Genomic DNA, 21,766 nt, shown 5'->3' on the forward strand with positions numbered 1-21,766 from the left:
GTTGCATTTTTCCTCAACGACTAACTGACCATGGGGGCATTGAAGTTCCCCATACCGAAACGGGCATATGGTGCGTGGCTGTTAGCCTCGCGCCGTCGTTTGCAGGTGGCACAGCCAGGGAGTTCGTCAGTTCTTGAGCCCGGGCCACCGAAGGCGCCCTGCTCAAAATGTCAGACCCCCGTGACAGTCTTTGGTTATGGAAACCGGAGCGGTTGTGGATGCGAAAGGCACGGCCGGACTCGCCGGTGCCGTCGCATCCCTGACCGGGCTGGTGGACGAACTAACAGGAGTCCTGAGCGGTTCTTCGGATGCTGCGGATAATGCTCACGGCGTCGACAGTCATGATCCGCTTCGGGACGTTACCGCGTCCTGTCTGGACGGCCTGGGCATCGTGGCCCGAATCGAAGCTGCTACTGCAGCCGTGAAAGTGCGGCTGCTCGCAGAGTATTCGGGGACCGCAGCTGCCATGGAAGCGCCGGCGGAAAGCGCCTCTGAATCATCGGCGCGGGACATGAGTGTCGTCGCCGAAGTCGCCTGCGCGCTCACCATCGGCGAAGGAGCCGCATCCGCGCTGCTGCAGGACGCCCATGCGCTCACCACCTCTCTTCCGGCGACGCTCAACGCCATGGAGGCCGGCGCCGTCTCCTGGCGGCATGCCCAAATCATGGTCGACGAAACCAGCAGCCTGGACGCTGCAGCTGCAACAGCCTTGGAAGCTCACTTCCTGGACCCGGAGGCGCCTAACGCGGCCCGGGGCGCATCTGCCGGAGAGCTGGTCCCGGGCCGTTTCCGTCGGAAAGTCCGTGCCTGGCGGGAACGCCATCACCCCGAGTCCCTGACAATCAGGCATGTGAAGTCCGTTGCGGATCGGCGGATGGAGTACTCGCCGGGCCGGGACGGTATGGCCTGGGTTTCGCTTTACATGGCTGCGGACAAGGCCTGTGCTGTCTGGAACAGGACGTCTGCCCTGGCCCGCGGGTTGCAGGGACCTGAGGAGCCGAGAACCCTTACCCAGCTCAGGGCAGACCTGGCCGCAAAGTTGCTGCTCGGTGACACCGGGGACCTTGCCGGGCCTGGGCCGTCCCTCAAAGCTGACGTGCTGGTCACGGTACCGGTCTGTTCCCTCCTCGGTGCCACAGACGAGCCCGCAGACCTGGACAATTACGGACCCATCCCCGCATCGATGGCGCGAAAACTCGTCGCGGAAGGTGCCAACTCGTTCTACCGGGTTTTGGTGGACCCACGCGACGGAGCCCCGCTTGAACTTGGCCGGACCAGCTACCGGCTCCCGGAATCGCTAAAGCGGTGGTTGCGGATGCGGGATGGAAAGTGTACCTTTCCCGGCTGCAGCAACCACAGCCAGGACAATGAGGCGGACCACCTCACGGCCTGGGAGCGCGGAGGCAGCACCGGAATCAGCAACTTGGGACAGTTGTGCCCCAAACATCACCGGCTCAAGCACCGAACCGGCTGGAGGCCTGGTCCGGCTTCCAGGAATGAGCCGCCGGGCTGGACTTCTCCAAGTGGTCGTCAGTACAACGCAGAGCAGCCGGACCGGGCACCCACACTCTGGCCGCCGGGCTGCCTTCCGGAAGAGGCCAGCGTGCTGGAGGCATTGGTTGTGGATTATCTCGCGGTCTCCTAACCAGCGGTTAGTTGGGCTGCCCGCAGGACACACGCCCCAGCTCCACCACGGCTGCGGAACTCACGCCAGCCCCGATGTTGATGTTCCCCGCCGTTCACCACGATGCAACCAAGACGCCCTGAACCGTTTCGCCAGGCCAAGCAGTCTTTTCACGCACCCTCACGCCCGGAACACCCCATCACCGGGCGGACATCCCCGAGGTACCAGGAGTACTCCCGTGTTCGTGAAAAGCACCCTCGCCGCCGTCGCTGTCTTCGCCTCCCTGGCCGGGACAGCCGTTGCCCCCGCCCAAGCCGGGGCCGAGGCACCCAATCCGGCGCCCGTCGTCGTCGGCCAACCCCTCGCCGGCACCCATGCCCACAACGACTACGAGCATGACCGCCCCCTGTTCGACGCACTGGAGCACGGTTTCACCAGCGTCGAGGCGGACGTATGGCTGGTCGACGGTGAACTGCGCGTGGCCCACGACCTCGCTGACGCCAAACAGGGCGTCACGCTCGAGAGCCTCTACCTCGACCCACTCCAGGACCTGGTCCGCAGCCAGCCCGGCCACAGCGTCTACCCCAAGTGGGGCGGCAGCCTGCAGCTCCTGATCGACATCAAGAGCGAGGGCGAGGCCACCTACGCCGCCATCGAGCAGGAATTGGCCGAACACCGCGACATCATGAGCCGCTACACCAACGGCAACGTCAAGACCGGCCCGGTCACAGCCGTCATCAGCGGCAACCGCCCGCTGGCCACCATGCTGGCCCAGGACAAGCGCTTCAGCTTCTACGACGGCCGCTCCACCGACCTCGCCTCCGGCCTGCCCGCAGCCCTGATGCCGCTGGTCAGCGACAACTGGACCAAGCTCTTCACCTGGCAGGGCGTCGGCCCCATGCCGGAGGCCGAGCGCGCCAAGCTGCGCGCCTTCGTCGCCACCGCACACGCCAACGGCTACCGCGTCCGCTTCTGGGCCACCCCGGACCAGCCCGGTACCGCCCGCGACGCCGTCTGGACCGAACTCGCCGACGCCGGCGTGGACCACATCAACACCGACGACCTCGCCGGCCTCCAGCAGTTCCTCACCGCCCGCGGCGCCTGAGCCCCCACTCCAGCCCACAACAGAAGCAGGACCCCCATGCCTTCAAAGACTTTGACAATCACGACGGCGGCGCTCACCTTGGCATTCGGCCTCCTAGCGTCCCAGCCCGCCTTCGCCGAAACAGCCCAGGCGGACAGCACCAGCGACGGCAACCAGGCCTTCATCTTCGCCGCCATCGGCGACATCCCCTACGGCGCCGCCGAGATCGCCAAGTTTCCGTCCCACATCCAGGATCTCAACGCGGACAAGGAACTGAAGTTTGTAGCACACGTGGGCGATATAAAGAACGGTTCGTCCGTCTGCTCGGACGAGTATTTCTCCTACATCCGCACCCAGTTCGACACCTTCGCCCACCCGCTGGTCTACACGCCCGGCGACAACGAATGGGTGGACTGCCACCGCACCAACAACGGGGCCTACAACCCGCTGGAGCGCCTGGACAAGATCCGGGAGGTCTTCTTCAACCAGCCCGGCAAGACCCTGGGCGCCACCATGCCGGTGAAGTCGCAGGAGAACCTGGGCCTCCCGGAGGACGTCCGCTTCGAGAAGAACCGGGTGGCCTTCTCCGTGCTGAACGTCCAGGGCAGCAACAACTCCCTCCTGCCGTGGACCGGACTGGGCAAGACGGCCGCCACGCCCGAGCAGCTCGCCGAGGTGGAACACCGCACGGACGCGGTCATCGCCCAGATCCACCAGACCTTCGCCGAGGCCAGGCGCAGTAACGACCGCGCCGTGGTGCTCATGCAGCAGGCCGACATGTTCGATCCGTCGCTCCTGGCCGACGCCACCGCAAACCCGGCGACCGTCTCCGGCTTCCGCGGGATCGTCCAGGCCATCGTCGAGGAAACCAACAACTTCGACGCCCCGGTCTACCTGGTCAACGGCGACAGCCACGTCTTCGCCGCAAACCAGCCCCTCGCCGCGGGCTCACCCTGGCTGGACATCTACGGCTCACCCGCCGCGGACAACCTGCAGCGGGTCACGGTGGACGGCGCCAACAACGCAGTGGATTACGTCCGCTTCACGGTGGCCGGCAACAGCGCCAAAGGCGCCGACGTGCTGAGCTGGGAAAAGGTCCCCTTCAGCCAGTAGCAGCGCAGAAGAAGCGGACGACGGCGGGCGCCCACCCATCGTCGTCCGCTTTCTTTTTAGGTCTGGACACGGGTAGTCGCCGGATTTATCGTGCAAAGGTGGCGGCTGCCCGACTGGCAGGATGGCCCATGCTGCCAGTCCGCCATTGCGGCCGTCCGTCATGAGGAGGAAGCAGATGGCACACGTTGAAGAGGTTGAAGAGACGGTGGAAGTCGCTGTTCCGGTGCGGACCGCGTACAACCAGTGGACCCAGTTCGAATCGTTTCCGCAGTTCATGTCCGGCGTCGAGTCGGTGACGCAGCTGACCGACACCACCAACCACTGGGTTACCAAGGTGGGGGGCGTCCAAAGGGAGTTCGACACCGAAATCGTTGACCAGGCGCCTGATGACCGGATCGCCTGGCGCAGCACCGACGGCAAGTCGCATGCCGGCATCATCAGGTTCACGCCCCTGGATGCCACCCACACCAAGGTCAAAGTCCATTTCGAATGGGCACCGGAAACCGCAACTGAAAAGGCCGGCGCCGCGCTGAAGATCGACAACATGCAGGTCAAGGCCGACATGCGGAAGTTCAAGGACTTCATCGAATCGCGCGGCAGCGAGACCGGCGGCTGGCGCGGCGAGGTTTAGGACAGCGGCACGGTCCTTCACGAACAAACAGGAGCGGACGACGGCGGGGGCCCACCCGCCGTCGTCCGCTCTCCTTGTGTGGGGCTACGGGCGGTGCTGCTGCCCGGACGTTTCACTCCCGTCCCAGCCGGACCGTCCTCTTCCAGTTGGTCCCGTACTTTTGCATGTGCACCCGGGTGCGGTCGGCGCGGAAGAAGTCACGGGCATACTCCACGGGCGCGCCCTGCACGTCCCAAGCGAGCCGCCGGATCTCCAGGAGGGCCGCCGCGGCTGGAACGCCGAGGACGTCCGCCTGCTCGGCGGAGGCGGGAACGGCTTCCACTGTTTCGTCGGCGCGGTCCAGCTCGAGCCCGTACTCCGAGGTCAGGAGGTGGTACAGCGAACCCTCCAGCGGATGGTTCAGCAGGCCGGAGAACCGGGCGGCAGGCAGCACGGACAAATCCAGGGACCAAGACAGGCCGTCCACAAGCCGTAATCTTTGGATGCGCAGCACCGCGTCTCCGCCGTCCAGGCGCAGGTTGCGCCGCTCGTCCGGCTGCGGGAGCCCCATCTCTGCGCGCAGGACGTGGGTGGCGATGGCCCGCCCCTGGTGGAGGACCATTTGGGGAACCCCCTCCACCGTGTTCAGGTGGCGCTGGATGCGTCCGTCATTGAAGAACACGCCCCCGGAACGGCCCAGCACACGGCGGACCGTGCCCTCCGCCTCCATCCGCTCAATCGCCTGCCGCAGCACCGCCCGGCCAATCCCCAGCCGTTCGGCCAACGCCCGTTCGCTCCCCATCAGCTCGCCCGGGTTGAACCTCTCCATCCTGGCGTACCGGGTGAGAGCGGCATGGGCGGCGTCTGCCGGAGTCGATGCCGAGGGCTGCCCGTCCGTTCCTTTTGCCCCGTCTGTTCCTGTTGCCATGGATCAAATGTACGGATTACGCGCCCAATGCTGTCAGTGAGTCATCCAGGGCACCCACGAGCCAATCGATATCGGACGCCTGGAAGGCCAGCGGCGGGCGCAGTTTCAGGACATTCCCGTGCGGGCCCGCCACCGAGGTCAGCACGCCGCGTTCGCGCAGCTGCTCCAGCACGGCGAGCGCGAGGTCACGATCCGGTTCCCGGGTGCCGCGGTCCTTCACGAGCTCGAAGCCGATGAACAGTCCTGCACCGCGGACATCGCCCACCGACCCGTGCGTGGCACTAAGACCGGACAGGGCGGAAAGCAGCGCCGCCCCAACACGCCGGCTATGCTCCTGCAGGCCTTCCGCGCGGATGGTGGAAAGCACTGCCTGCGCCGCTGCCATGGAGACGGGATTGCCGCCGAAGGTGTTGAAGTAGGGGATGGTGTCACTGAAGGTGGCCAGGACGTCGGCCTTGGCCACCAGCCCGGACACCGGAATTCCGTTGCCCATCGGCTTGCCCAGGGTGACAACGTCGGGGACGATCCCGTGGCGCTGGAATCCCCAAAACGCCTCGCCGGTACGGCCGAAACCGGGCTGGACCTCGTCGGCAATGATGATGCCGCCGGCGCGGTGGATGACGTCCGCAGCCTCGCGCAGGTACCCTGCGGGGCCCGGGAGGACGCCGTCGGAGGAGAAGATCGAGTCCGCGATGAAGCCGGCGAAGCGTATGCCGTTCGCCTCCATGTCCGCGATGGCCGCGCGGATCCGGTTGGCGAACCAGGTGCCCAGGCCGGCGCCGTCGGGGCCGGCTTCGGGGCCGAGCCTGTAGGCGTCGGGCGCCTCCACCAGGCGTGCGGTGGGTGCCAGCGGCTGTCCGGTGCCCAATGCCGGCGATACCCCGGAGGTCAGTTCACTGGTGCCGTGGTACGCCTCCCTGGTGGCAATGATGCCTTCGCCTCCGCTGTATGCCTTGGCCACCCGGATGGCGAGGTCGTTCGCCTCGGAGCCCGTGCACATGTACATGGCCTTGTTCAGCCCGTCCGGCATGGTGGACAGGAGGTCGTCCGTGTAGTTCAGGATGTTCTCGTGCAGGTACCGGGTGTGCGTATTCAGCTGCTGCATCTGGGCCGTCACCGCCGCGGTAACAGCAGGATGGCAATGACCCAGGCTGGCCACATTGTTGTACGCGTCCAGGTATTTCCGCCCGGCAGCGTCCCACAGGTACTGTCCTTCGCCCCGGACCAGGTGGACGGGGTTCCGGTAGAAGAGCCGGTAGGAGGCTCCCAGCACGGTGTCGCGGCGCTCGGTCAGCCGGCGGGTTTCAGGGTCCAATCCATCGGCATGCTCTGCGCGAAAGCTGTTGGTGTCCATGATGGTGGAACGGATGACCATGGTGGGTTCCTTGCTGTTTGTGGCGTTTCGACGATGTCCGGACGGGCCCAACCCTCGGATCAATTTCGGTACTTCAAGTATGTTTGGGCGCGCTTGGCCTGATCGGCCCGGACGTGAATCCGGCGTTACGAAAAGCCCGCCAAATTTGAACGGTTTGTTTCCGTGTCGCGGGTTTGTTTCGGGACCGTAAATTCCTCCGGACGGAGGCGGCCTGCGGCGGACGCCCATGCCATACTCGCTACCGGAGCCCAACCCTCCTCGCCCTCCGAGGAGCATCCATGAACACCATGACAGATACTTCCCCGCTCGCCGTCTTCAATAATCTTCGACGCGGGGAGCCGGCACCTGAGTGGATTGCCGGTGAAGTTACTTCAGCCTGGGGCCTGGATCTCCAGCGCACCGTCATTACCCTGATTGCCGTATCCGAGAACGCCACCTTCCGGATAACAGTCGACGGCGTCCCCGTCTCCGTTCTGCGGGTGCACCGCCCCGGGCATGTGGGGGATGCCCGCCAGATCGCCGGTGAGCTGACCTGGGTCCGGCGCCTTGCCGAAGAAGCGGAAGTGCGGGTGCCCGACGTCGTTCCTACCGCCGACGGCCAGCTCCTGCATACCTTCACGGACGGGGGCGGCTCCCAATGGCACTGTGTCGCGTTTGCCTTCGTTTCGGGGGACATCCTGGAGGATTTCTCCGACCCGAGGCCCTATTACGCGGAAATCGGCGCCACCACAGCCCGTCTGCACCAGCAGGTGAAGCGCTGGCAGTTGCCGGATGGATTCACCCGCTTTTCCTGGCAGCTGACAGACATGCTGGGCGCGTCCAGCAGATGGGGTGACTGGCGGGGTGCGAACCTCACCCCTGAACAAGCCTCACTTCTGGCGCAGGCAGAATTCGCCGCAGTTGCGGCGCTCGACGGTCTTCCGGTGTCCGGTGACGCCTGGGGCCTGGTGCACGCCGACCTGAGGCCCTCCAACATTATGATCCACGGCGGCGCGCTCACCGTGATCGACTTCGACGATTGCGGCTTCTCCTGGCTGCTCTACGACTTCGCCTCGGCACTGTCCTTCATCGAACACGAGGCCTATGCGCCGGACATCGCCAAGAGCTGGGTTGAGGGGTATCGCACCGTCCGCAGCCTATCTGAGTCCGACCTGAAGCACGCCGCGGCGCTCAGCATGATCCGCCGCCTGACGATGCTCGGCTGGACCACTACCCACCGCTCCGATGCATTGCCTGCTGACCTGTGGGCCGCCCAGATCCCCGGCACGGTGGCTGTCGCCGAGCGCTACCTCGCGTCGCCCACCTGGCTGTTCGACTGACCTGCCCAAGCCGTCCGTTTCGCGCCATTTCCGGCTGCAGCCACCCTCTTCCTCTACTTTCCTGGAGACTCCCATGACTCAAACCCTTCCGGCCGCGGACCAGCGGGCCGTGGACAAGGCCTATTTTGAACTGCGGTCCCTCAGGCGGGGCGCCGCAGGCTGGCTGCTCCTTGCCGGCCTTGGCATTTCGTACGTGATTTCCGGCGATTTTTCGGGCTGGAACTTCGGCCTGGAGGCCGGGGGATGGGGCGGCCTGCTGATCGCCTTCGTCCTGATGGGCGTCATGTACGCCTGCATGGTCTTCGGTCTTGCAGAAATGTCCTCTGCGCTGCCCGTGGCCGGTGCCGGGTACGGCTTTGCCCGCCGCGCGCTCGGCCGTTTGGGCGGATTCGCCACCGGGCTCGCCATCCTCATCGAGTATTCGATAGCGCCTGCGGCGATCGCTGTCTTCATCGGCGGCTATGTGGAAAGCCTGGGACTGTTCGGCATCACGGACGGCTGGCCCGTGTACCTCGTGTGCTTCGCGCTGTTCATCGGTATCCACCTGGTTGGCGTCGGCGAGGCGCTTAAGGCAATGTTCGCCATTACTGGAATCGCCGTGGTGGCCCTGATTGCCTTCGTCATCGGCATGGTGCCGCACTTTGATCCCGCAAAGCTGTTCGATATTCCGGTCACTGACGCCGCCGGTGCCAGCGCGTTCCTGCCCAATGGTGCCGGCGGCATCCTCGGCGCGCTGGTCTTCGCCATCTGGTTCTTCCTGGCTGTTGAGGGCGTGCCCCTGGCGGCCGAGGAGGCCGAAAACCCGCAGCGGGACATGCCCCGGGCCATCATCGTCGCCATGGCCGTGCTGGCGTTCACCGGGCTGTCCGTCCTGGTTCTTGCTCCGGGCGGAGCCGGGGCGGCGGCGATGAGCACGTCCTCGAGCCCGCTCCCTGACGCCCTGCGCGCTGTCGGCAATGACGGCCTGGCCGTGTTCGTCAACTACGCAGGCCTCGCCGGACTCGTGGCCAGCTTCTTCTCCATCGTCTACGCCTACTCCCGCCAGCTCTTCGCACTGTCCCGCGCAGGCTACCTTCCCACCTGGCTCAGCCGCACCAGCTCACGAAAAACACCCACCTGGGCGCTGATCGTCCCCGGCGCCATCGGCTTCATCCTCGCGGCCGCCGTCGCCGACGGAGACAAACTCATCAACATCGCAGTGTTCGGCGCAGCCGTGTCCTACGTGCTGCTCAACCTCTCCCACATCGTGCTCCGCAGGCGTGAACCGGAGCTGCACCGCCACTACCGGACCCCTGGCGGCACACTGACCACCGCCGTCGGACTCGTCCTCGCAGTCATCGCGGTCGTGGCCACCTTCGTCGTGGACGTCCAGGCCGCCGCGATCACTGCGGCAATATTCGTCATCGGCCTGCTCTACTTCGCCTTCTACAGCCGCCACCGCCTGGTGGCCGGTGCCCCGGAGGAGGAATTCGCCCGGCTTCGGGCGTCGGAGGCAGAGCTTCGGTGACCGGAGGCGGAAGCTGAATCGAGCGCTGCTTCAGGAGCGGACGACGGCGGGGGCCCACCCGCCGTCGTCCGCTTTCCTTGTGTGGGACTACAGGCGGAGTTCCATAAACACGCTGTGGGGGTCCAGCACGTAGTCGGCGAACGGCGGGCACTCCGTGAACCCGTGCCGGGCGTAGAGCCGCCGCGCGGGCGCAAAGTAGTCCTCCGTTCCGGTTTCCAGGCAGACGCGCTCGAGGTTCCGCGTCCGGGCGGCATCAAGGATGTGCCCGAGCAGGAGGGTGGCCACGCCGCGTCCCCGGGCGGTTGCTGTAGTGCGCATGGACTTGATCTCGCCATGCCTCGCCGGGCCGGCGGGGGAGTCCAGCAGCTTAAGCGCGCCGCACCCCAAAAGGGCTCCGTCCTCGCGGGCCGTCCAGAACGTAATGGACGGGGTGGACAGGGCGGAGTGGTCCAGGGCGTGCACGCTTTCGGCGGGCGAGGTGGCGAACATGTCGGCCAGGTGTTCGCTCAGGAGCATGTGGACGTCATCGCGCGTGGGGCTGTCCCGGTCAATCGAAATCATCGCTTCAAATTTACCCGTTGCGAATATCAGCGCCCGTGTGGCAGGATTCCCCTGATCGTGACCCGGCTCCAGGAGGTGAGACCCATGAATGCTGTATCCGTAATGGGCGCTCCCCCGCAGTCGACGATCAGCGGCTGACCCAGCCACCACCGGGAGCGCCGCACAGGCACATTCGCGAAAGGCGACTCCCATGAACACAACACCTTCCTCCGTCCCGCACGCCGCTCCGACGGGAAGATCCAAACGCGCCCTGGTCCTTGGAGGCGGTGGCTCCACCGGCAACGCGTGGCTGATCGGCGTCCTCGCCGGGCTGGCAGACGCCGGGCTGGACGTGACCGGCGCCGACCGGGTCATAGGAACATCGGCGGGGTCCACGGCAGCCGCGCAGATTGCCGGCGCCCGGGCCGCCGAACTCTATGCCGCCGTCCTTGACGCTCCGCTTCCGCAGCGGACGCGTCCCGCGGGAACGTCCGGCGGCCCGGTGCCCGACTATCTGGAGCGGACCGGCAGGATCATCGCCGCCTCCGTGGATGCGCCGGACATGCGCCGCAGGATGGGCGCAACGGCACTGGACCTGGCGGCGGCCTACGACGCCTCGGAGCGGTGGCGCGCCACGGTCGCGGCCCGGCTGCCCACGGAGGAATGGCCGGAGCATGAACTGCTGATCACAGCCGTCGGTGCGGCTACCGGGGACCCGGCAGTGTTCGACCGCACCAGCGGCATCGACCTGGTTGACGCCGTCGCCGCCAGTTGCTCCAGCGGCTCGGCGTACCGGATTGGGGACAGGAGCTATATCGACGGCGGCTACCGTCGCAACGAGAACGCCGACCTGGCGGCCGGGTGCGGGTGTGTCCTGGTTCTGTCGCCTTTCGGTGGCAGAACGCGGATGCCACTGGAATGGGGCATGCAGCTGGCGGCGCAGGTGGAAGAGCTGCGGGCAGGGGGCAGCAGGGTCGAAGTCATCTTCCCGGACAGCGGGGCCGGGCACATGTTCGGAGCCAACGCAATGGATGTGTCACTCCGTCCCGCAGCAGCCCAGTCCGGATACAACGAAGGAAAAGCCCGCGCCGCGATGCTCACAGAATTCTGGAGGAAATGAAATAAGCGAATTTGAGGTTGTTTTCCTGGTGCGCGCAGAGTTTCCGGCTGCTTTCTTGAGGCAAAGCAAAAGAAACGCAAATCCCTGCGGGCCGGCAAAATTTTAAAAAACCCACCCGGCTCCGAACCCATCCTGCACGCCCGGCAGTGTGTGCCATCATGCCGCTTGCTGACGGGCATTCGCAGGACTGGATAAAAAAATAAAAGTAGGTATGGTATCGGGTAACGCAAAGCAAAGAAAGGCGTGATTCCGATGTCCGGAAAATCCCCCAAAAGCGGCGCCGCGAAAAAAGCCGGCAAGTCCATCCTGGAAAAACGGGCCGACAAAAGAGCGAAAAACGAAAATAACGAACTGAATTTTATAAAACCGCGCAAAAACCAGCGCTGACCATGCCAGCGGGCGGCCGCCCGGGACTCCTAGCCCGCGGCCGCCCGCGCCACAGCGGCAAGCTCCACCGCGCCCACAGCCGGGCGATCAGCCGAAGGACACCACCGTGATGACCTCCCACAACGCTTTAGTCGTCCCCACCCGACTCACCCAGCCAGTCCACCTCCGGCCGATCGACTTTGATGAGACGGCCTTCCAGAAGATCGCCTCCGGCGGCATCGGCCACATCGCCGGCATGGATTGGCGCGTCTATCTGGACAGCCCCACCCATACGCTGGCCACGAATCCCCGCGCTGAGGTGCTCATCCGCGAGGCCGGAATCGATCTCGACGGAACCATCCAGGGGACGGCCCTGTTCCTGGGCCGCGGCCCGTCGGACGGAGAGTGCGACGCTCCCCGCCACCTCATCAGGCTTGCTGTGCAGTTGTTCGACCTGCCGCTCGCCGCTTAGCCGGCCCGGCACTCGATGATGCGTGCCGGGCCACATTGTTGGGGGGCGGACGACGGCGGACAAGTATCCGCCGTCGTCCGCTTCACGCGGCCTGTCAGGCCTCGATGGTGACGCCTCGCCAGAACGCAACCCGATCCTCAATATGCTTCGCACGCGGCCTGGGCTCCGGGTAGTACCAGGCCGCGGCCTCGTTCAGCTCGCCGTCAACGTCCAGCGTGTGGTAGCTGGCCGTGCCCTTCCACGGGCAGAAGGTGTTCTTGTCGCTGTCCCGCAAATACGCGGGATTGACGGCGTCGCGCGGGAAATAGTGGTTTCCCTCCACCACCACCGTGTCCGCGGATTCGGCGATGACTTTTCCGTTCCAGACAGCCCTGACCATGAGATCCCTTCCGTCGGTTCCACCGCATCGGGATGCGGTACGTGTACGGATGCCAACGGGCCGCGCACCGGGCTTGTTCCCGGGATGCCGGGGCCCGGTCCTACCGTGGACTCTTGTCGATGACGCAGAACCGGTTCCCGTCCGGATCCTCCAGGACCACGAAGTCGGGGTCCTCCGGGTACGAGTCCCAGTCCACGCGCCGTGCGCCGAGCGCGACCAGGCGCTCCACCTCCGCGGACTGGTCGTCCGCATACAGGTCCAGGTGGATCCGCGGGTGGTCCTGGACCGGGGTTTCGCTGAGCATGAGGGACAGTTCCGTGCCCGGGCCCGACGACGGTACAAGGGTCACCCACGTCTCGTCGCCGGCCTCCCGGGGGACATAGCTGATGGCGTCGTTCCAGAACTTGGTGGCGGCGGCGACGTCGTTGACGCCGAGGACAATGGTTCCTATAGTCAACATCCGGCCAGCCTAGACCCGATCCGCCTGGCCCGGTAGGTACCGGGAAGCGGGGCACGGCTAGACTCGCGGGCATGGGGGAAGACAACACACCTGAAGAACACCGACCGTCAAAGCACGCCAAAGTTCCTGCCGCCGCGGTGCCTGTGCTGGGAATTGCGGCAGTGCTGGCGGGCGTCCTGATCGCATACCTGAACCGCGATTTCACTGGCTGGTTCGCCTACGCGCCGCTCAGCAATAAGCCGTTCGTTGCCAACGGGGCCGCCTTCGTCACGCAAGGCACTCAGATCGGCTTGGCTGTCATGGTGGCCGGCCTGCTGGTGCTCGCGTTCTGGGCGGGGTACAGGCTGGGCCGCAAGGGAGGATCCGCCCAGGAGTGAGGGGTCGGGGCTAGGCGGCGGGGATGCCCAGCGCCCGGATTCCCGGCAGGGCCTCGAATTCCGGTTTGGCGAACCAGTAGCCCTGGAACAAGCGGACTCCACCGGCTTTCAGGACCCGGAACTCCTCCTCGGTTTCCACGCCCTCTGCAAGCACCGTGATTCCCAGCTCCTTTGCGATGCCGCCGATGCCGGCCACCACTGCCTGCCGTGCCGGGCTGGTGTCAATGCCACGGATCAGCTTCATGTCGATCTTCAACAAGTCCGGCTGGAAGTCCACCAACAGGCCCAGCCCCGCATGGCCGGCACCGAAATCATCGATGGCTGTGGTGAAGCCCTGTTTACGGTACTCGGTGATGATGCTGGTCAGGTGGGCGGTGTCGGTGACTTCTTCGTTCTCCGTGAACTCAAACATGATGGACGATGTCGGAAAGCCACAGCGCTTCGCGGCATGGAGGGTGGCGCGGAGGCAGGCCGCCGGCTCATAGACCGCATTGGGCATGAAGTTGATGGACAGCATCAGCTCCTCATCCGACGGGAACAGCCGTGATGCCAGCTCGATGGCCTTAACCCGGCAGTCCTGGTCGAAACGGTACCGCTGCTCCGGCAGCACTTTTCCCAGGACCTCGTAGGCGCCGTCGCCGGACAAGCCCCTGACCAGGGCCTCATAGCCCCAGACGCGGTGCGCCCCAGCGTCGAAAATCGGCTGGAAGGCCATGCTGAAGTCAAAGTCCAGCCGCGAAGATGTGGTGCAGCCGTCACACGCCAATGTCGGGTCCTCTCTCGGGTTACTCCAGAGTAGGGCACCCCAGGTCTCTGCCCGCAGTGAATGGGCCGGGTCACTGAGTGTTGACGTTAGCGTTCGGGATTATTGATGGGCTTGTCCAGCGCCACACTGATGGTCTGCCCGGGTGCCAGTTCCCCGGCCGGCAGGTCGGTAAATTCGTACCACGCCCCGCCTGTTCCTTTGCTGGGGCGATTGGCCGCGCGCAGGTCAGTCGCGCCGAAGCGGAAGACGATCTGACGCTCCGTGTCCCCGGGCGCCGTGGTGTAGGTCAGCGGAATCCCGTTGGCGTCTGCGGTGAAGCTTCCCTGTGCGCCCTCAATCTTCAGTGCGCCCGGAATCAGGCGAACCTTCGTGCCTGGAGGGATGGGCTGGTCCGCCGCCAAGGAAGGGTTGTACAGCAGGATCTGTGCGGTGGTTGAGCGGAACTTGTAGCCAAGGCTGTCGAACGAGTCGCCGTCCACCGTGGTGTAGAAGACCGTCTGGCCGAACGAGTTGTTGACCTCTGTGCCGGACCCCGAGCGGCTGTCCACCGGGTTTTTTTGCAGGCGGATGGCCCTTCCGGCCTGGATGAAGAAGACGTTCCCCTTTTCGTAGGCGAACGGAACCTTATTCGCTTCCGCCAACTGCTCCTCGGTCAGGTTGAACCGGTAGGTGATGCCGGCCAGGCTGTCGTCGGGTTCCACTGTGTAATCCATTGGAATGCCGTTTTCGTCGCCCGTGGCAGCGCCCATGGCGCCCCGCGTTGGACCGGACGGCAGCAGCCGGAGCTTCGTGCCCGGAGTGAGGGGAGTTCCGGGCTGGAGTCCGTTAAACTCTGCGACCTTTGCCTCGGAAAGCTTGTATGCCTTCGCTACTGCTGCGAGCGTGTCGCCCGCCGCCGTGGTGTAAAAGTCCACGTTGCCAAACGAGTCCCGCACGGTTTCTCCACTCAACGCGGGCTTCGCGGCGGAGGACGTGGTGGGGGCGGGTGTGGACTGGACGGCGGCCGCCGGCTCTGCCGCGTGATCAGAGTAGGTACATCCCGCCAACCCGGCCAGCAGCAGGACAATTGCCGCGGTATGCGGCCAGGCCACGCGCTTGGACGGCGTCTTTGATGTAGTGCCAGTTTCCACCATGGATATGTCCCCCAATACGTCCGGCGCAGCCGGGTCAAGGTCCACAACGGACCAAAAGTGAGCCTAGTGGATGAACCGTGGGCGTGCCGCAGCAGCCGTCAAAAAAGCAAGCGGACGACGGCGCGACCCGGCCGCCGTCGTCCGCTCAGCATAGTGCGTGGCTGATTTAGTCCTCGTAGACCGCGATAAAGCGGCCCACCACGCCGCCCTTGCGCAGCTTGTCGATGGCGCCGGGGATATCCTCCTGCTTGATGAGGTTCATCGGCGGGTTCAGTTCGCCCGACTTCATGAGGTCGTAGAGGTTCTCGAGGTCCTCCTTGGTGCCCGACTTGGATCCCTTGATGGACAGTTGGTTGATGATCAGCGGGTAGGTGTTGATGGTCGCTTCGAGGCGTCCCATGCCTACCTGGACCAGCGTGCCGAACTCGGCGAGGGTCTCAAGTGCCGCGGAGGTGGTGGTGCCGAACCCGGCGTAATCAACGATCAGGTCCAGGTTCTTGTCCTTGAATTCGGTGATGGAGTCAGCCACTCCGGCCAGGCCGATCTCGTCTGCGAGCTTCTGTGTCTCGGGGTTCACCTCGGCCCCATAGACTTCTGCGCCTGACAGTGCTGCGACGCGGGCGCCGATGTAGCCCAGCCCGCCCAGGCCGATCACGCCTACCTTCATGCCCGCCTTGGCCCCGCCCACGGCCATGATGGCGTGGTAGGCGGTAAGTCCGGCATCGGTGGCCATTGCACCCAGCTCGAAGGAGACCTCATCGGGCAGTTTCACCAGGTTGTCGTCGGTGGCGAGCAGTTTGGGGCCGAAACCGCCGTCCCATTTGCCGTAACCCAACGCGTCGCCGTCCTTCATGACGGGGGAGAGGCCAACCCGGTCGCCCACCTTCCAGTGCTCCATGCCGGGGCCTACTTCGGTGATGACGCCGGCATTTTCGTGGCCCATGGTGCGGGGGAGTTCCGGGAACAGCGGCATCCAGCCGGCGTCGTCGAGGGCGGTCACGTCCGAGTGGCACACCCCGGCGGCTCTGACGCTGACTACTACCTGGCCCGGACCGGCACTGGGTTCAGCCACTTCGTTGAGGGTGAGGGGGTTGTTAGTGCCGGTGAACTGCCATGCCTTCATGGGGCATTCTCCTTCGGTCCGTTAGGTAAGTTCATGCATTTGCATGTAATTACAGCGTACGCCTGTTTCGGCCCAGCGTAGCCCTGATGCGATACGGGGAACATGGCCGCCTTCTGCCCTTTTCGGATAGGTCGGAAATTTCCGACGTATAATGAAAATGTGCTTCCCGATATCTTCGCCGCCGTATCCAACCCGGCGCGGCGGAAAATCCTGGACGAGCTGCGCCAGGGACCCAGGACCGCTGGTGAACTCACCGGCCTGCTGGACCTCAGCCGTCCGGCAGCGTCGGAGCACCTCGCCGTGCTCCGGGATGCAGGGCTGGTGCGGGAGGAACGGCAGGGGCGGAACAGGGTGTACCACCTCCAGCCGGCGCCCCTCGCCGAGGTTGGCACCTGGGTGAAGCACTTCGAGCACTACTGGAACCAGCGGCTGGATGCGCTGGCAGACCTTCTGGACGAGGAGAAACCGACATGACCGACAACGCGATCAGGCTGGAACGCCGCTACCCGCACCCCGCCGCCGCCGTCTGGGCCGCCCTGACAACCCCGGAACTGCTGGCCCGCTGGTGGGCGCCAGGCAACATCGCACCCGTTGCAGGGCACCGCTTCACCATGGACATGGACGCCTGGGGCCAGCAGCAGTGCGAGGTCCTTGCCGTAGACCCCGGAAAGTCCATCAGCTTCCTGTTCTCCGAAGGCCAGCTGGACACCACCATCACCTGGCGCCTTGAGCCCGTCGAGGACGGCACCGTCCTCCACTTTGAACACGCCGGCTTCCAGCTCGACACACCCATGGGCCGCCACGCCATCGAAGGCATGGGCAACGGCTGGCCGGGGCTGCTGACCCGCATCGACGGGCTTCTCGCCGAAGCAGCCTGACGTTGCAGGGGAAGGGACGACGGCGGGACGCGGCCGCCGTCGTCCCTTCCCCTGGGATCCTTCCGCCCGTTTACTGCCGGACGGAGAAGGGTAACGATGGAGTATGACTGATTCCGGAGCGGGCGGAGCCAACGATCCCTTTGACGGCAACGACGGGATTGTGGGCGGCAGCGGACACGTCGAGACGCCTGAGAGCATTGCCGAGGATGTCCGCCACGACATCCAACTGGGCCAGGTCCAGGACGACGTAGCCCACGTCCTTGAAGAACGGTTCGAGGAAGCGGGCATTGATGCACGCCCCGAAGAAGTGGATGACCTCGCCGAGGAAATCGAGCGGGACGCGTCCAGCTGAACATCAGCCGGGCGGGCCTGAAACGGCGGGTAACGACCTGGGCCAGTGCGCTGGCCGTGTTGGGCGCATGGCTCTGAGGAGTCATACCGGTGGTCCAGGTGGCCCGTCCCGTCAGCCCGGCAAGCGGACGCTAGGGCCAGTCTGCCCGGGTGAACCTGACGGGGCTGTGCAATGTCAGGAGACAGTCAGACGTCCATTCCGCCAGCTTCTGCTGTACGTCCAGTGAATCCGCCACAGCGACCTGCTGCGCATCCTGGTCCGTGGCGTCCTGAAGACCTTCGACTGAGCTTTTCACTTATCCCCCTTGCAAGCGTGTGTGCCCACACTAGGCACCCCCGAATGCCAAGGGAAGAGGGTTAATCCACCAGCCGGATAAACTGCGCAAATCTTGAGGAAGGCTGCCAGCGGAGATGGACCGGCGGCACATTCACTTTCCTGCACGGGAGAAAACAGCGTCGAAGAAAGATGCCAGTGCGTCGGCCCTGGACTGTGCCTCGGCCTGGGAAGCCGTGCCGCTGGCCGCCTCGATGGACAGTGTTCCCCGGCGCGCCCCGCACCGCACGTGCCATTGGCCTGTGCCGTCGCTGAGCTGATAGGCCACGGCGTAGCTCGAATCAGCGGTGATGGCGGTGACCAATGCGGCAACAGGAGACCACGTCCGGCCCGTGCCCTCGAACAGGATTTCCTGCACAGAGGTACAGCTGCGGAGCCGTTCCGCTCTGGCGTCGAACGGGTAGGGCGGCTGCGCAGTCGACGGCATATTGACGGCGGTGAAGTCGGTGTAGTCCATCTTGGTCGCACCCTGGATCTGCCCCTGCCCGGAGACGGAACCAGCCAGCGACGCGGTGTACGCCTGGTCATCGAAGGTGCAGGGGGAGTCGGCCGGCGGCGTCAGGACTGTGGGCGTGGAGCCTTGGGGAGGCCCAATGATCCCCGCCTGCGGCAGGCTCACCGTTTCCCCGCCGGGGGCGGTCATGCCCTTGAACAGCGCCACCATCTGCTCAGGCGTCATTGAGTTTGGAGCGCTTGGTTCCGCTGGTGCTTGGGGCCTGCCCGCTTCGCTGATGAGCTCCTTCGCCAGTTCCGCCATCGAATCCACGGCCGGTTTGGCGTCGGCTTCAGAGTTCAGGGTGGCAACAGAGAGCGTAAGCGTGATGGACAGGGCGCCGTCCAGGACACGCAATCCGGCCATGCCGAAGTCTCCCTGCCCCTTCGGCTTGGTGACCTGCGTGAACGCATGCTGCTTGTCGCCGATGCGTGGAGCGGCCAGCAACTGGAGAGCGTAGGTGGAGGTCCGGCCCGACTCGGTGTATGCCAGATCGAACTGGCTGCAGCGGACCGCAAGGTCATCCCCGTAACCGAAATCGGCCTTGGCGAGGACGTCCTGGTCCGCAGACCGCAACACGATCATGATGGTGCTGGTGGGGCCGGACTGACCGCCGGCCGGCGGCATCGCGCCCTCGGCAAAATTGATGTCCTTGTCCGCCCACCGGGTAAACGGGTCCTGGGGAACCAGGGCAGCGCAGTCACCCGGGGTGGTTTCCGTCCGGGTTTGCGGGAGGGACCCGCTTGCCGCACCCGAGCGCAGGCGGGTTGAGTCCTGGGCCGTAGGATACGGCAGGTTGCGCGACCGTCCCACGCCGTTGATGATGGCTGCAAGTTCCGCGTCCGAGAAGGGCTTGGACGGTGACACTGCCGGCCCTGGGATGGAAGGGGAGGCGGAGGCGGGAGAGGCCGAACTGCCGGATGGGCCGCTTGGCGGGGGTGTACCGCCGGGTGTGCACGCGGCCAAGGCGAGGAGGACGGCCGCCAGGCATCCGAGGCCGCGCCTGCTGTTCCGTCCCGAGGTGGCACCACCATGCTTCACGGGTCTACGAACAGCCATCGCCGGCCTCCTTTGCCATCACGCTAGGCTCCGGCTTCCGCGCCAGCTAGGGCCGTAGGACCCGGCCAGGCGCGTGGCCACCAAGGGCGGCAGGGCCATCAAGGACTGCAGCGCCACCAACGCCGACCAACGGGATGACCTCCAGCCGGTTCCCCGGGCCTGCAACGACCAGGATCTGCTGCGTTGTGGCGCCCTCCAGTGCCGCCGTCACCTGCCGGATGAGATCGTCGGCCGCGGGTGAAGGCTCAGTCGACGGCGGAAGTCCGGGGCCGCCGTCGTCCGCCCGCAGCCAGGTGGTCACCTTGGCGCCGGTGCCGTCAGCGATGCCGCGGGCCAATGCCTCGGGATCCACGGAACCTGCTGGGTATCCGCTGACCAGGGTGACCCGCTCAACGACGCGCTTGTGCGCGGGCGCCGCGGCGGCAAGCAGTGCCCGGTCATGCCGCCAGAGCGCGAAGTGGTAGCCCGCAACGAGGCCTGCCGCCACGAGGAGGCCGAGGGGTGCGCGGATGCGGTCCAGGAGGCTTCCGCCGGTGACATCGCCCAGCAGGAATTCGAAGAGCCGGTAGCCGATGACCAGCAGCGTAATGAGGGCCACCACGGCACTGACGCCGAAGAATGCCACCAGGTAGACGCGCCGCCCGGGCGGAATGTCCCCAGCGGTGCGCGGCTGGTGCCTCGGCTTCCAGGCCAGCCACCAGACCGGTGCCCCCACCACCAGCGAACTGATGCCGCCCAGAAGCAGCGTGCGGGTGGCGCCGCCGGCCAAGGGTGAGACGGCGGCGGTCAGCAGGGCATTGACCACAACGCCGATGCCGGAAGCTGCCGCAGCGAGGGCTACAGCGGACGTCACCAGGAGGCTGGCGCGGCGGGTCCTGATGGAACGGGTGACGGACGTGGTGCGGTGGTAGCGCCAGACCAGGGCCCCGATGACAGCGGACGCGATGGCTGGGGCGAGTGGCTCGAGCAGGTCGCCGAGGGGGTCGCTCCGGTCGAACGCCAGCCGCAGGAGGACGAACAGGATGACCCCGAGGCCACCCAGGGCGGTGATGCCGGCGACGAAGATACCCACGGCGATGATGGTGACGTCCACCAGCCCTGTCTGGAACCGCCGGCCGCCCTCCCGGAACCAGTGCCACCACCAGACCACAGCCCCGCCGGCAGCCCATACCAGGGACCGCAGGACAGGGAACCACCATGGCTCAAAGGCGGCCGCTGCCGTGAAACCGCGGATCGCCACGTCCAGCAGGGTGCCCAGCGCGGCAATGGCGGCGCCGGCGCCCAGCAGCAGCCCAAAAACAGAGCCTACGACGGCCCGCACGTCCTCAAGGTGTGACGACGGTTTGCGGGGGTGCTTCCACATCCACCTGTGCCACCACCAGATAGCCGACCACACCATCCCGTTGGCCAGCGGGGACGGCCATTGGCTTTCCTGCGTATCCATGAAGGAGGTGGCCAGATTCAACAGTGAGGTGGTGGCGATGATCAGCGAAACCGCGTACATCCCGGTCAGGTAGAGGCCCCACCCGGGCGCCCGGCGTTCCGACTCGTCGTCAAGACGCCTCCACACGAACCACCACAGCAGCAGCGCCAGCGGCCCGCCGATCAGGGTGAAGGCCAGGGACAGCGCCAGGCCGGCCACATCACCGGAGACCAGAGTGGATGCCGTCCGGAAAAGCCGCTCCAGCAGTCCCTGGAGCCCTGAGGCCGAGATCACCACCAGGGCAAACAGCAGGACGTACAGGATCAGCCGGCGCAGGGTTGCCAGCCCGCCCGCCGGGGCAGGGACTGTGGTTGCTGCCGGCGCCGTCATGGCTTCACCGGCACAACGGTGCAGTCCACCAGTGGGTACGGCGGCTGGTCGATCAGCCATTTGCCGTTCACCTTCAGGAGCGAGAAGGCGTCCTCCATTTCGTACTCCGACGGGCCAAACGGTCCACCTTGGGACGATCGGACGATCGAAACTTTCACCGTGGCTGAATTGGTGCGTTCCGTCGTCGAAACCAAGACAACCCGGGCGGGGGCCGGCTCGCTGACGTAGGCGCCCCGGCACCGGCTCTTGGCACCCTCGGTGAGGTACGACTGGGCGGTGGTGCTGTCGCCGTCGATCACTGCCTTGCTGTACCGCTGGACCACCCCGGCCGGGCTCGCCTCATCGAGGGGAGCCGGCTCGCCGCGGGTGAAGACCACCGCGAGGGCAACCACCACCAGCAGAACCACCACCCCCACCAGCGCGAGCAGGATCCGGTCCGGTCTTCGCGCAGTGTGCTCCCTGGCGGCAGTCTCGTCCATGGCGCCAGTATGGGGCAGGGGCGTGCGATCCACGCGTGTCTTTTGGCCCGTCTTTGCCGTGCC

At 65.7% G+C, this 21,766-nt stretch carries 24 protein-coding genes; 13 read left to right on the forward strand and 11 right to left on the reverse strand.

Translation table 11 applies throughout. The features are described 5' to 3' along the window. Positions 1–196: 196 nt before the first annotated feature. The 4 genes from BACI349Y_RS03315 to BACI349Y_RS03330 all read left to right on the forward strand — a co-directional run bounded on the left by BACI349Y_RS03315 (position 197) and on the right by BACI349Y_RS03330 (position 4,452). Positions 197–1,645: an HNH endonuclease signature motif containing protein gene (locus tag BACI349Y_RS03315; protein WP_159630435.1), complete on the forward strand. Its 1,449-nt coding sequence runs from the start codon at positions 197–199 to the stop codon at positions 1,643–1,645. A gap of 217 nt (positions 1,646–1,862) precedes the next feature. After that, a complete protein-coding gene (locus tag BACI349Y_RS03320; protein ID WP_159630437.1) occupies positions 1,863–2,729 on the forward strand; it encodes a phosphatidylinositol-specific phospholipase C/glycerophosphodiester phosphodiesterase family protein in 867 nt (288 codons plus the stop codon). Between the two features lie 36 nt (positions 2,730–2,765). After that, on the forward strand, positions 2,766–3,821 hold the full coding sequence (locus BACI349Y_RS03325) for a hypothetical protein (RefSeq protein ID WP_159630439.1): 1,056 nt from the start codon (positions 2,766–2,768) through the stop codon (positions 3,819–3,821). A 175-nt stretch (positions 3,822–3,996) separates the two neighbouring features. After that, positions 3,997–4,452, forward strand: a complete 456-nt coding sequence (locus BACI349Y_RS03330; protein ID WP_159630441.1) for an SRPBCC family protein — start codon at positions 3,997–3,999, stop codon at positions 4,450–4,452. Positions 4,453–4,564: 112 nt separating this feature from the next. Here BACI349Y_RS03330 and BACI349Y_RS03335 read toward each other — a convergent pair whose 3' ends face one another. Continuing rightward, positions 4,565–5,359, reverse strand: coding sequence for a GntR family transcriptional regulator (locus tag BACI349Y_RS03335; RefSeq protein WP_159630443.1), 795 nt, complete (start codon positions 5,357–5,359; stop codon positions 4,565–4,567). A gap of 16 nt (positions 5,360–5,375) precedes the next feature. Further along, positions 5,376–6,734: an aspartate aminotransferase family protein gene (locus BACI349Y_RS03340; RefSeq protein ID WP_159630445.1), complete on the reverse strand. Its 1,359-nt coding sequence runs from the start codon at positions 6,732–6,734 to the stop codon at positions 5,376–5,378. 278 nt (positions 6,735–7,012) lie between these two features. Between BACI349Y_RS03340 and BACI349Y_RS03345 the strand changes: the two genes are divergently transcribed. Both BACI349Y_RS03345 and eat read left to right on the forward strand, forming a co-directional pair. Then, positions 7,013–8,053, forward strand: a complete 1,041-nt coding sequence (locus tag BACI349Y_RS03345) for a phosphotransferase enzyme family protein (RefSeq protein WP_159630447.1) — start codon at positions 7,013–7,015, stop codon at positions 8,051–8,053. A 73-nt stretch (positions 8,054–8,126) separates the two neighbouring features. Beyond that, the gene (eat, locus tag BACI349Y_RS03350) at positions 8,127–9,560 is read left to right on the forward strand and encodes an ethanolamine permease (RefSeq protein WP_159630449.1); all 1,434 of its coding nucleotides are present in this window, start codon (positions 8,127–8,129) and stop codon (positions 9,558–9,560) included. Between the two features lie 87 nt (positions 9,561–9,647). Here eat and BACI349Y_RS03355 read toward each other — a convergent pair whose 3' ends face one another. Then, positions 9,648–10,121 (reverse strand): GNAT family N-acetyltransferase, encoded by a 474-nt coding sequence (locus BACI349Y_RS03355; protein WP_159630451.1) that lies wholly within the window; start codon positions 10,119–10,121, stop codon positions 9,648–9,650. 190 nt (positions 10,122–10,311) lie between these two features. On the opposite strand from BACI349Y_RS03355, the gene BACI349Y_RS03360 reads away from it, so the two are divergent. The 3 genes from BACI349Y_RS03360 to BACI349Y_RS03370 all read left to right on the forward strand — a co-directional run bounded on the left by BACI349Y_RS03360 (position 10,312) and on the right by BACI349Y_RS03370 (position 12,058). Beyond that, positions 10,312–11,220 (forward strand): patatin-like phospholipase family protein, encoded by a 909-nt coding sequence (locus tag BACI349Y_RS03360; RefSeq protein ID WP_159630453.1) that lies wholly within the window; start codon positions 10,312–10,314, stop codon positions 11,218–11,220. Between the two features lie 243 nt (positions 11,221–11,463). After that, the gene (locus tag BACI349Y_RS03365) at positions 11,464–11,607 is read left to right on the forward strand and encodes a hypothetical protein (RefSeq protein WP_159630455.1); all 144 of its coding nucleotides are present in this window, start codon (positions 11,464–11,466) and stop codon (positions 11,605–11,607) included. Positions 11,608–11,716: 109 nt separating this feature from the next. Next, on the forward strand, positions 11,717–12,058 hold the full coding sequence (locus BACI349Y_RS03370) for a hypothetical protein (RefSeq protein WP_159630456.1): 342 nt from the start codon (positions 11,717–11,719) through the stop codon (positions 12,056–12,058). Positions 12,059–12,152: 94 nt separating this feature from the next. Here the strand turns inward: BACI349Y_RS03370 and BACI349Y_RS03375 are convergent, their stop codons facing one another. Then, entirely contained in the window at positions 12,153–12,437 is a 285-nt protein-coding gene (locus BACI349Y_RS03375; RefSeq protein ID WP_159630458.1) for a DUF427 domain-containing protein, read from the reverse strand. A 100-nt stretch (positions 12,438–12,537) separates the two neighbouring features. Beyond that, complete coding sequence (locus BACI349Y_RS03380) at positions 12,538–12,897, reverse strand: VOC family protein (RefSeq protein ID WP_159630460.1); 360 nt, start codon at positions 12,895–12,897, stop codon at positions 12,538–12,540. A gap of 71 nt (positions 12,898–12,968) precedes the next feature. Here BACI349Y_RS03380 and BACI349Y_RS03385 point away from each other — a divergent pair, with 71 nt between their 5' ends. Next, positions 12,969–13,274, forward strand: coding sequence for a hypothetical protein (locus BACI349Y_RS03385; RefSeq protein WP_159630462.1), 306 nt, complete (start codon positions 12,969–12,971; stop codon positions 13,272–13,274). Between the two features lie 10 nt (positions 13,275–13,284). On the opposite strand, the gene BACI349Y_RS03390 is transcribed toward BACI349Y_RS03385, so the two are convergent. The 3 genes from BACI349Y_RS03390 to BACI349Y_RS03400 all read right to left on the reverse strand — a co-directional run bounded on the left by BACI349Y_RS03390 (position 13,285) and on the right by BACI349Y_RS03400 (position 16,296). Next, the gene (locus tag BACI349Y_RS03390; protein WP_159630464.1) at positions 13,285–13,989 is read right to left on the reverse strand and encodes an EAL domain-containing protein; all 705 of its coding nucleotides are present in this window, start codon (positions 13,987–13,989) and stop codon (positions 13,285–13,287) included. Positions 13,990–14,126: 137 nt separating this feature from the next. Continuing rightward, positions 14,127–15,173 (reverse strand): muramidase family protein, encoded by a 1,047-nt coding sequence (locus BACI349Y_RS03395; RefSeq protein WP_159630466.1) that lies wholly within the window; start codon positions 15,171–15,173, stop codon positions 14,127–14,129. A gap of 166 nt (positions 15,174–15,339) precedes the next feature. Next, on the reverse strand, positions 15,340–16,296 hold the full coding sequence (locus tag BACI349Y_RS03400) for a zinc-binding dehydrogenase (RefSeq protein ID WP_159630468.1): 957 nt from the start codon (positions 16,294–16,296) through the stop codon (positions 15,340–15,342). A gap of 159 nt (positions 16,297–16,455) precedes the next feature. Here BACI349Y_RS03400 and BACI349Y_RS03405 point away from each other — a divergent pair, with 159 nt between their 5' ends. The 3 genes from BACI349Y_RS03405 (at position 16,456) to BACI349Y_RS03415 (ending at position 17,526) form a co-directional block, all read left to right on the forward strand. Beyond that, a complete protein-coding gene (locus BACI349Y_RS03405; protein ID WP_159630470.1) occupies positions 16,456–16,770 on the forward strand; it encodes an ArsR/SmtB family transcription factor in 315 nt (104 codons plus the stop codon). Continuing rightward, complete coding sequence (locus BACI349Y_RS03410) at positions 16,767–17,174, forward strand: SRPBCC family protein (RefSeq protein ID WP_159630472.1); 408 nt, start codon at positions 16,767–16,769, stop codon at positions 17,172–17,174. The genes BACI349Y_RS03405 and BACI349Y_RS03410 overlap by 4 nt, the downstream gene beginning before the upstream one ends. A gap of 103 nt (positions 17,175–17,277) precedes the next feature. Further along, entirely contained in the window at positions 17,278–17,526 is a 249-nt protein-coding gene (locus tag BACI349Y_RS03415) for a hypothetical protein (protein WP_159630474.1), read from the forward strand. A gap of 427 nt (positions 17,527–17,953) precedes the next feature. On the opposite strand, the gene BACI349Y_RS03420 is transcribed toward BACI349Y_RS03415, so the two are convergent. The 3 genes from BACI349Y_RS03420 to BACI349Y_RS03430 form a co-directional block, all read right to left on the reverse strand. Beyond that, on the reverse strand, positions 17,954–19,219 hold the full coding sequence (locus BACI349Y_RS03420; RefSeq protein WP_236560706.1) for a hypothetical protein: 1,266 nt from the start codon (positions 19,217–19,219) through the stop codon (positions 17,954–17,956). A 238-nt stretch (positions 19,220–19,457) separates the two neighbouring features. Beyond that, on the reverse strand, positions 19,458–21,224 hold the full coding sequence (locus BACI349Y_RS03425) for a DUF5671 domain-containing protein (protein WP_236560964.1): 1,767 nt from the start codon (positions 21,222–21,224) through the stop codon (positions 19,458–19,460). After that, the gene (locus BACI349Y_RS03430) at positions 21,221–21,703 is read right to left on the reverse strand and encodes a hypothetical protein (RefSeq protein WP_159630476.1); all 483 of its coding nucleotides are present in this window, start codon (positions 21,701–21,703) and stop codon (positions 21,221–21,223) included. Before BACI349Y_RS03430 ends, BACI349Y_RS03425 begins: the two co-directional genes overlap by 4 nt. Positions 21,704–21,766: the final 63 nt, after the last annotated feature.

The organism is Arthrobacter sp. 8AJ (assembly GCF_902506025.1).
Lineage (GTDB): Bacteria > Actinomycetota > Actinomycetes > Actinomycetales > Micrococcaceae > Arthrobacter.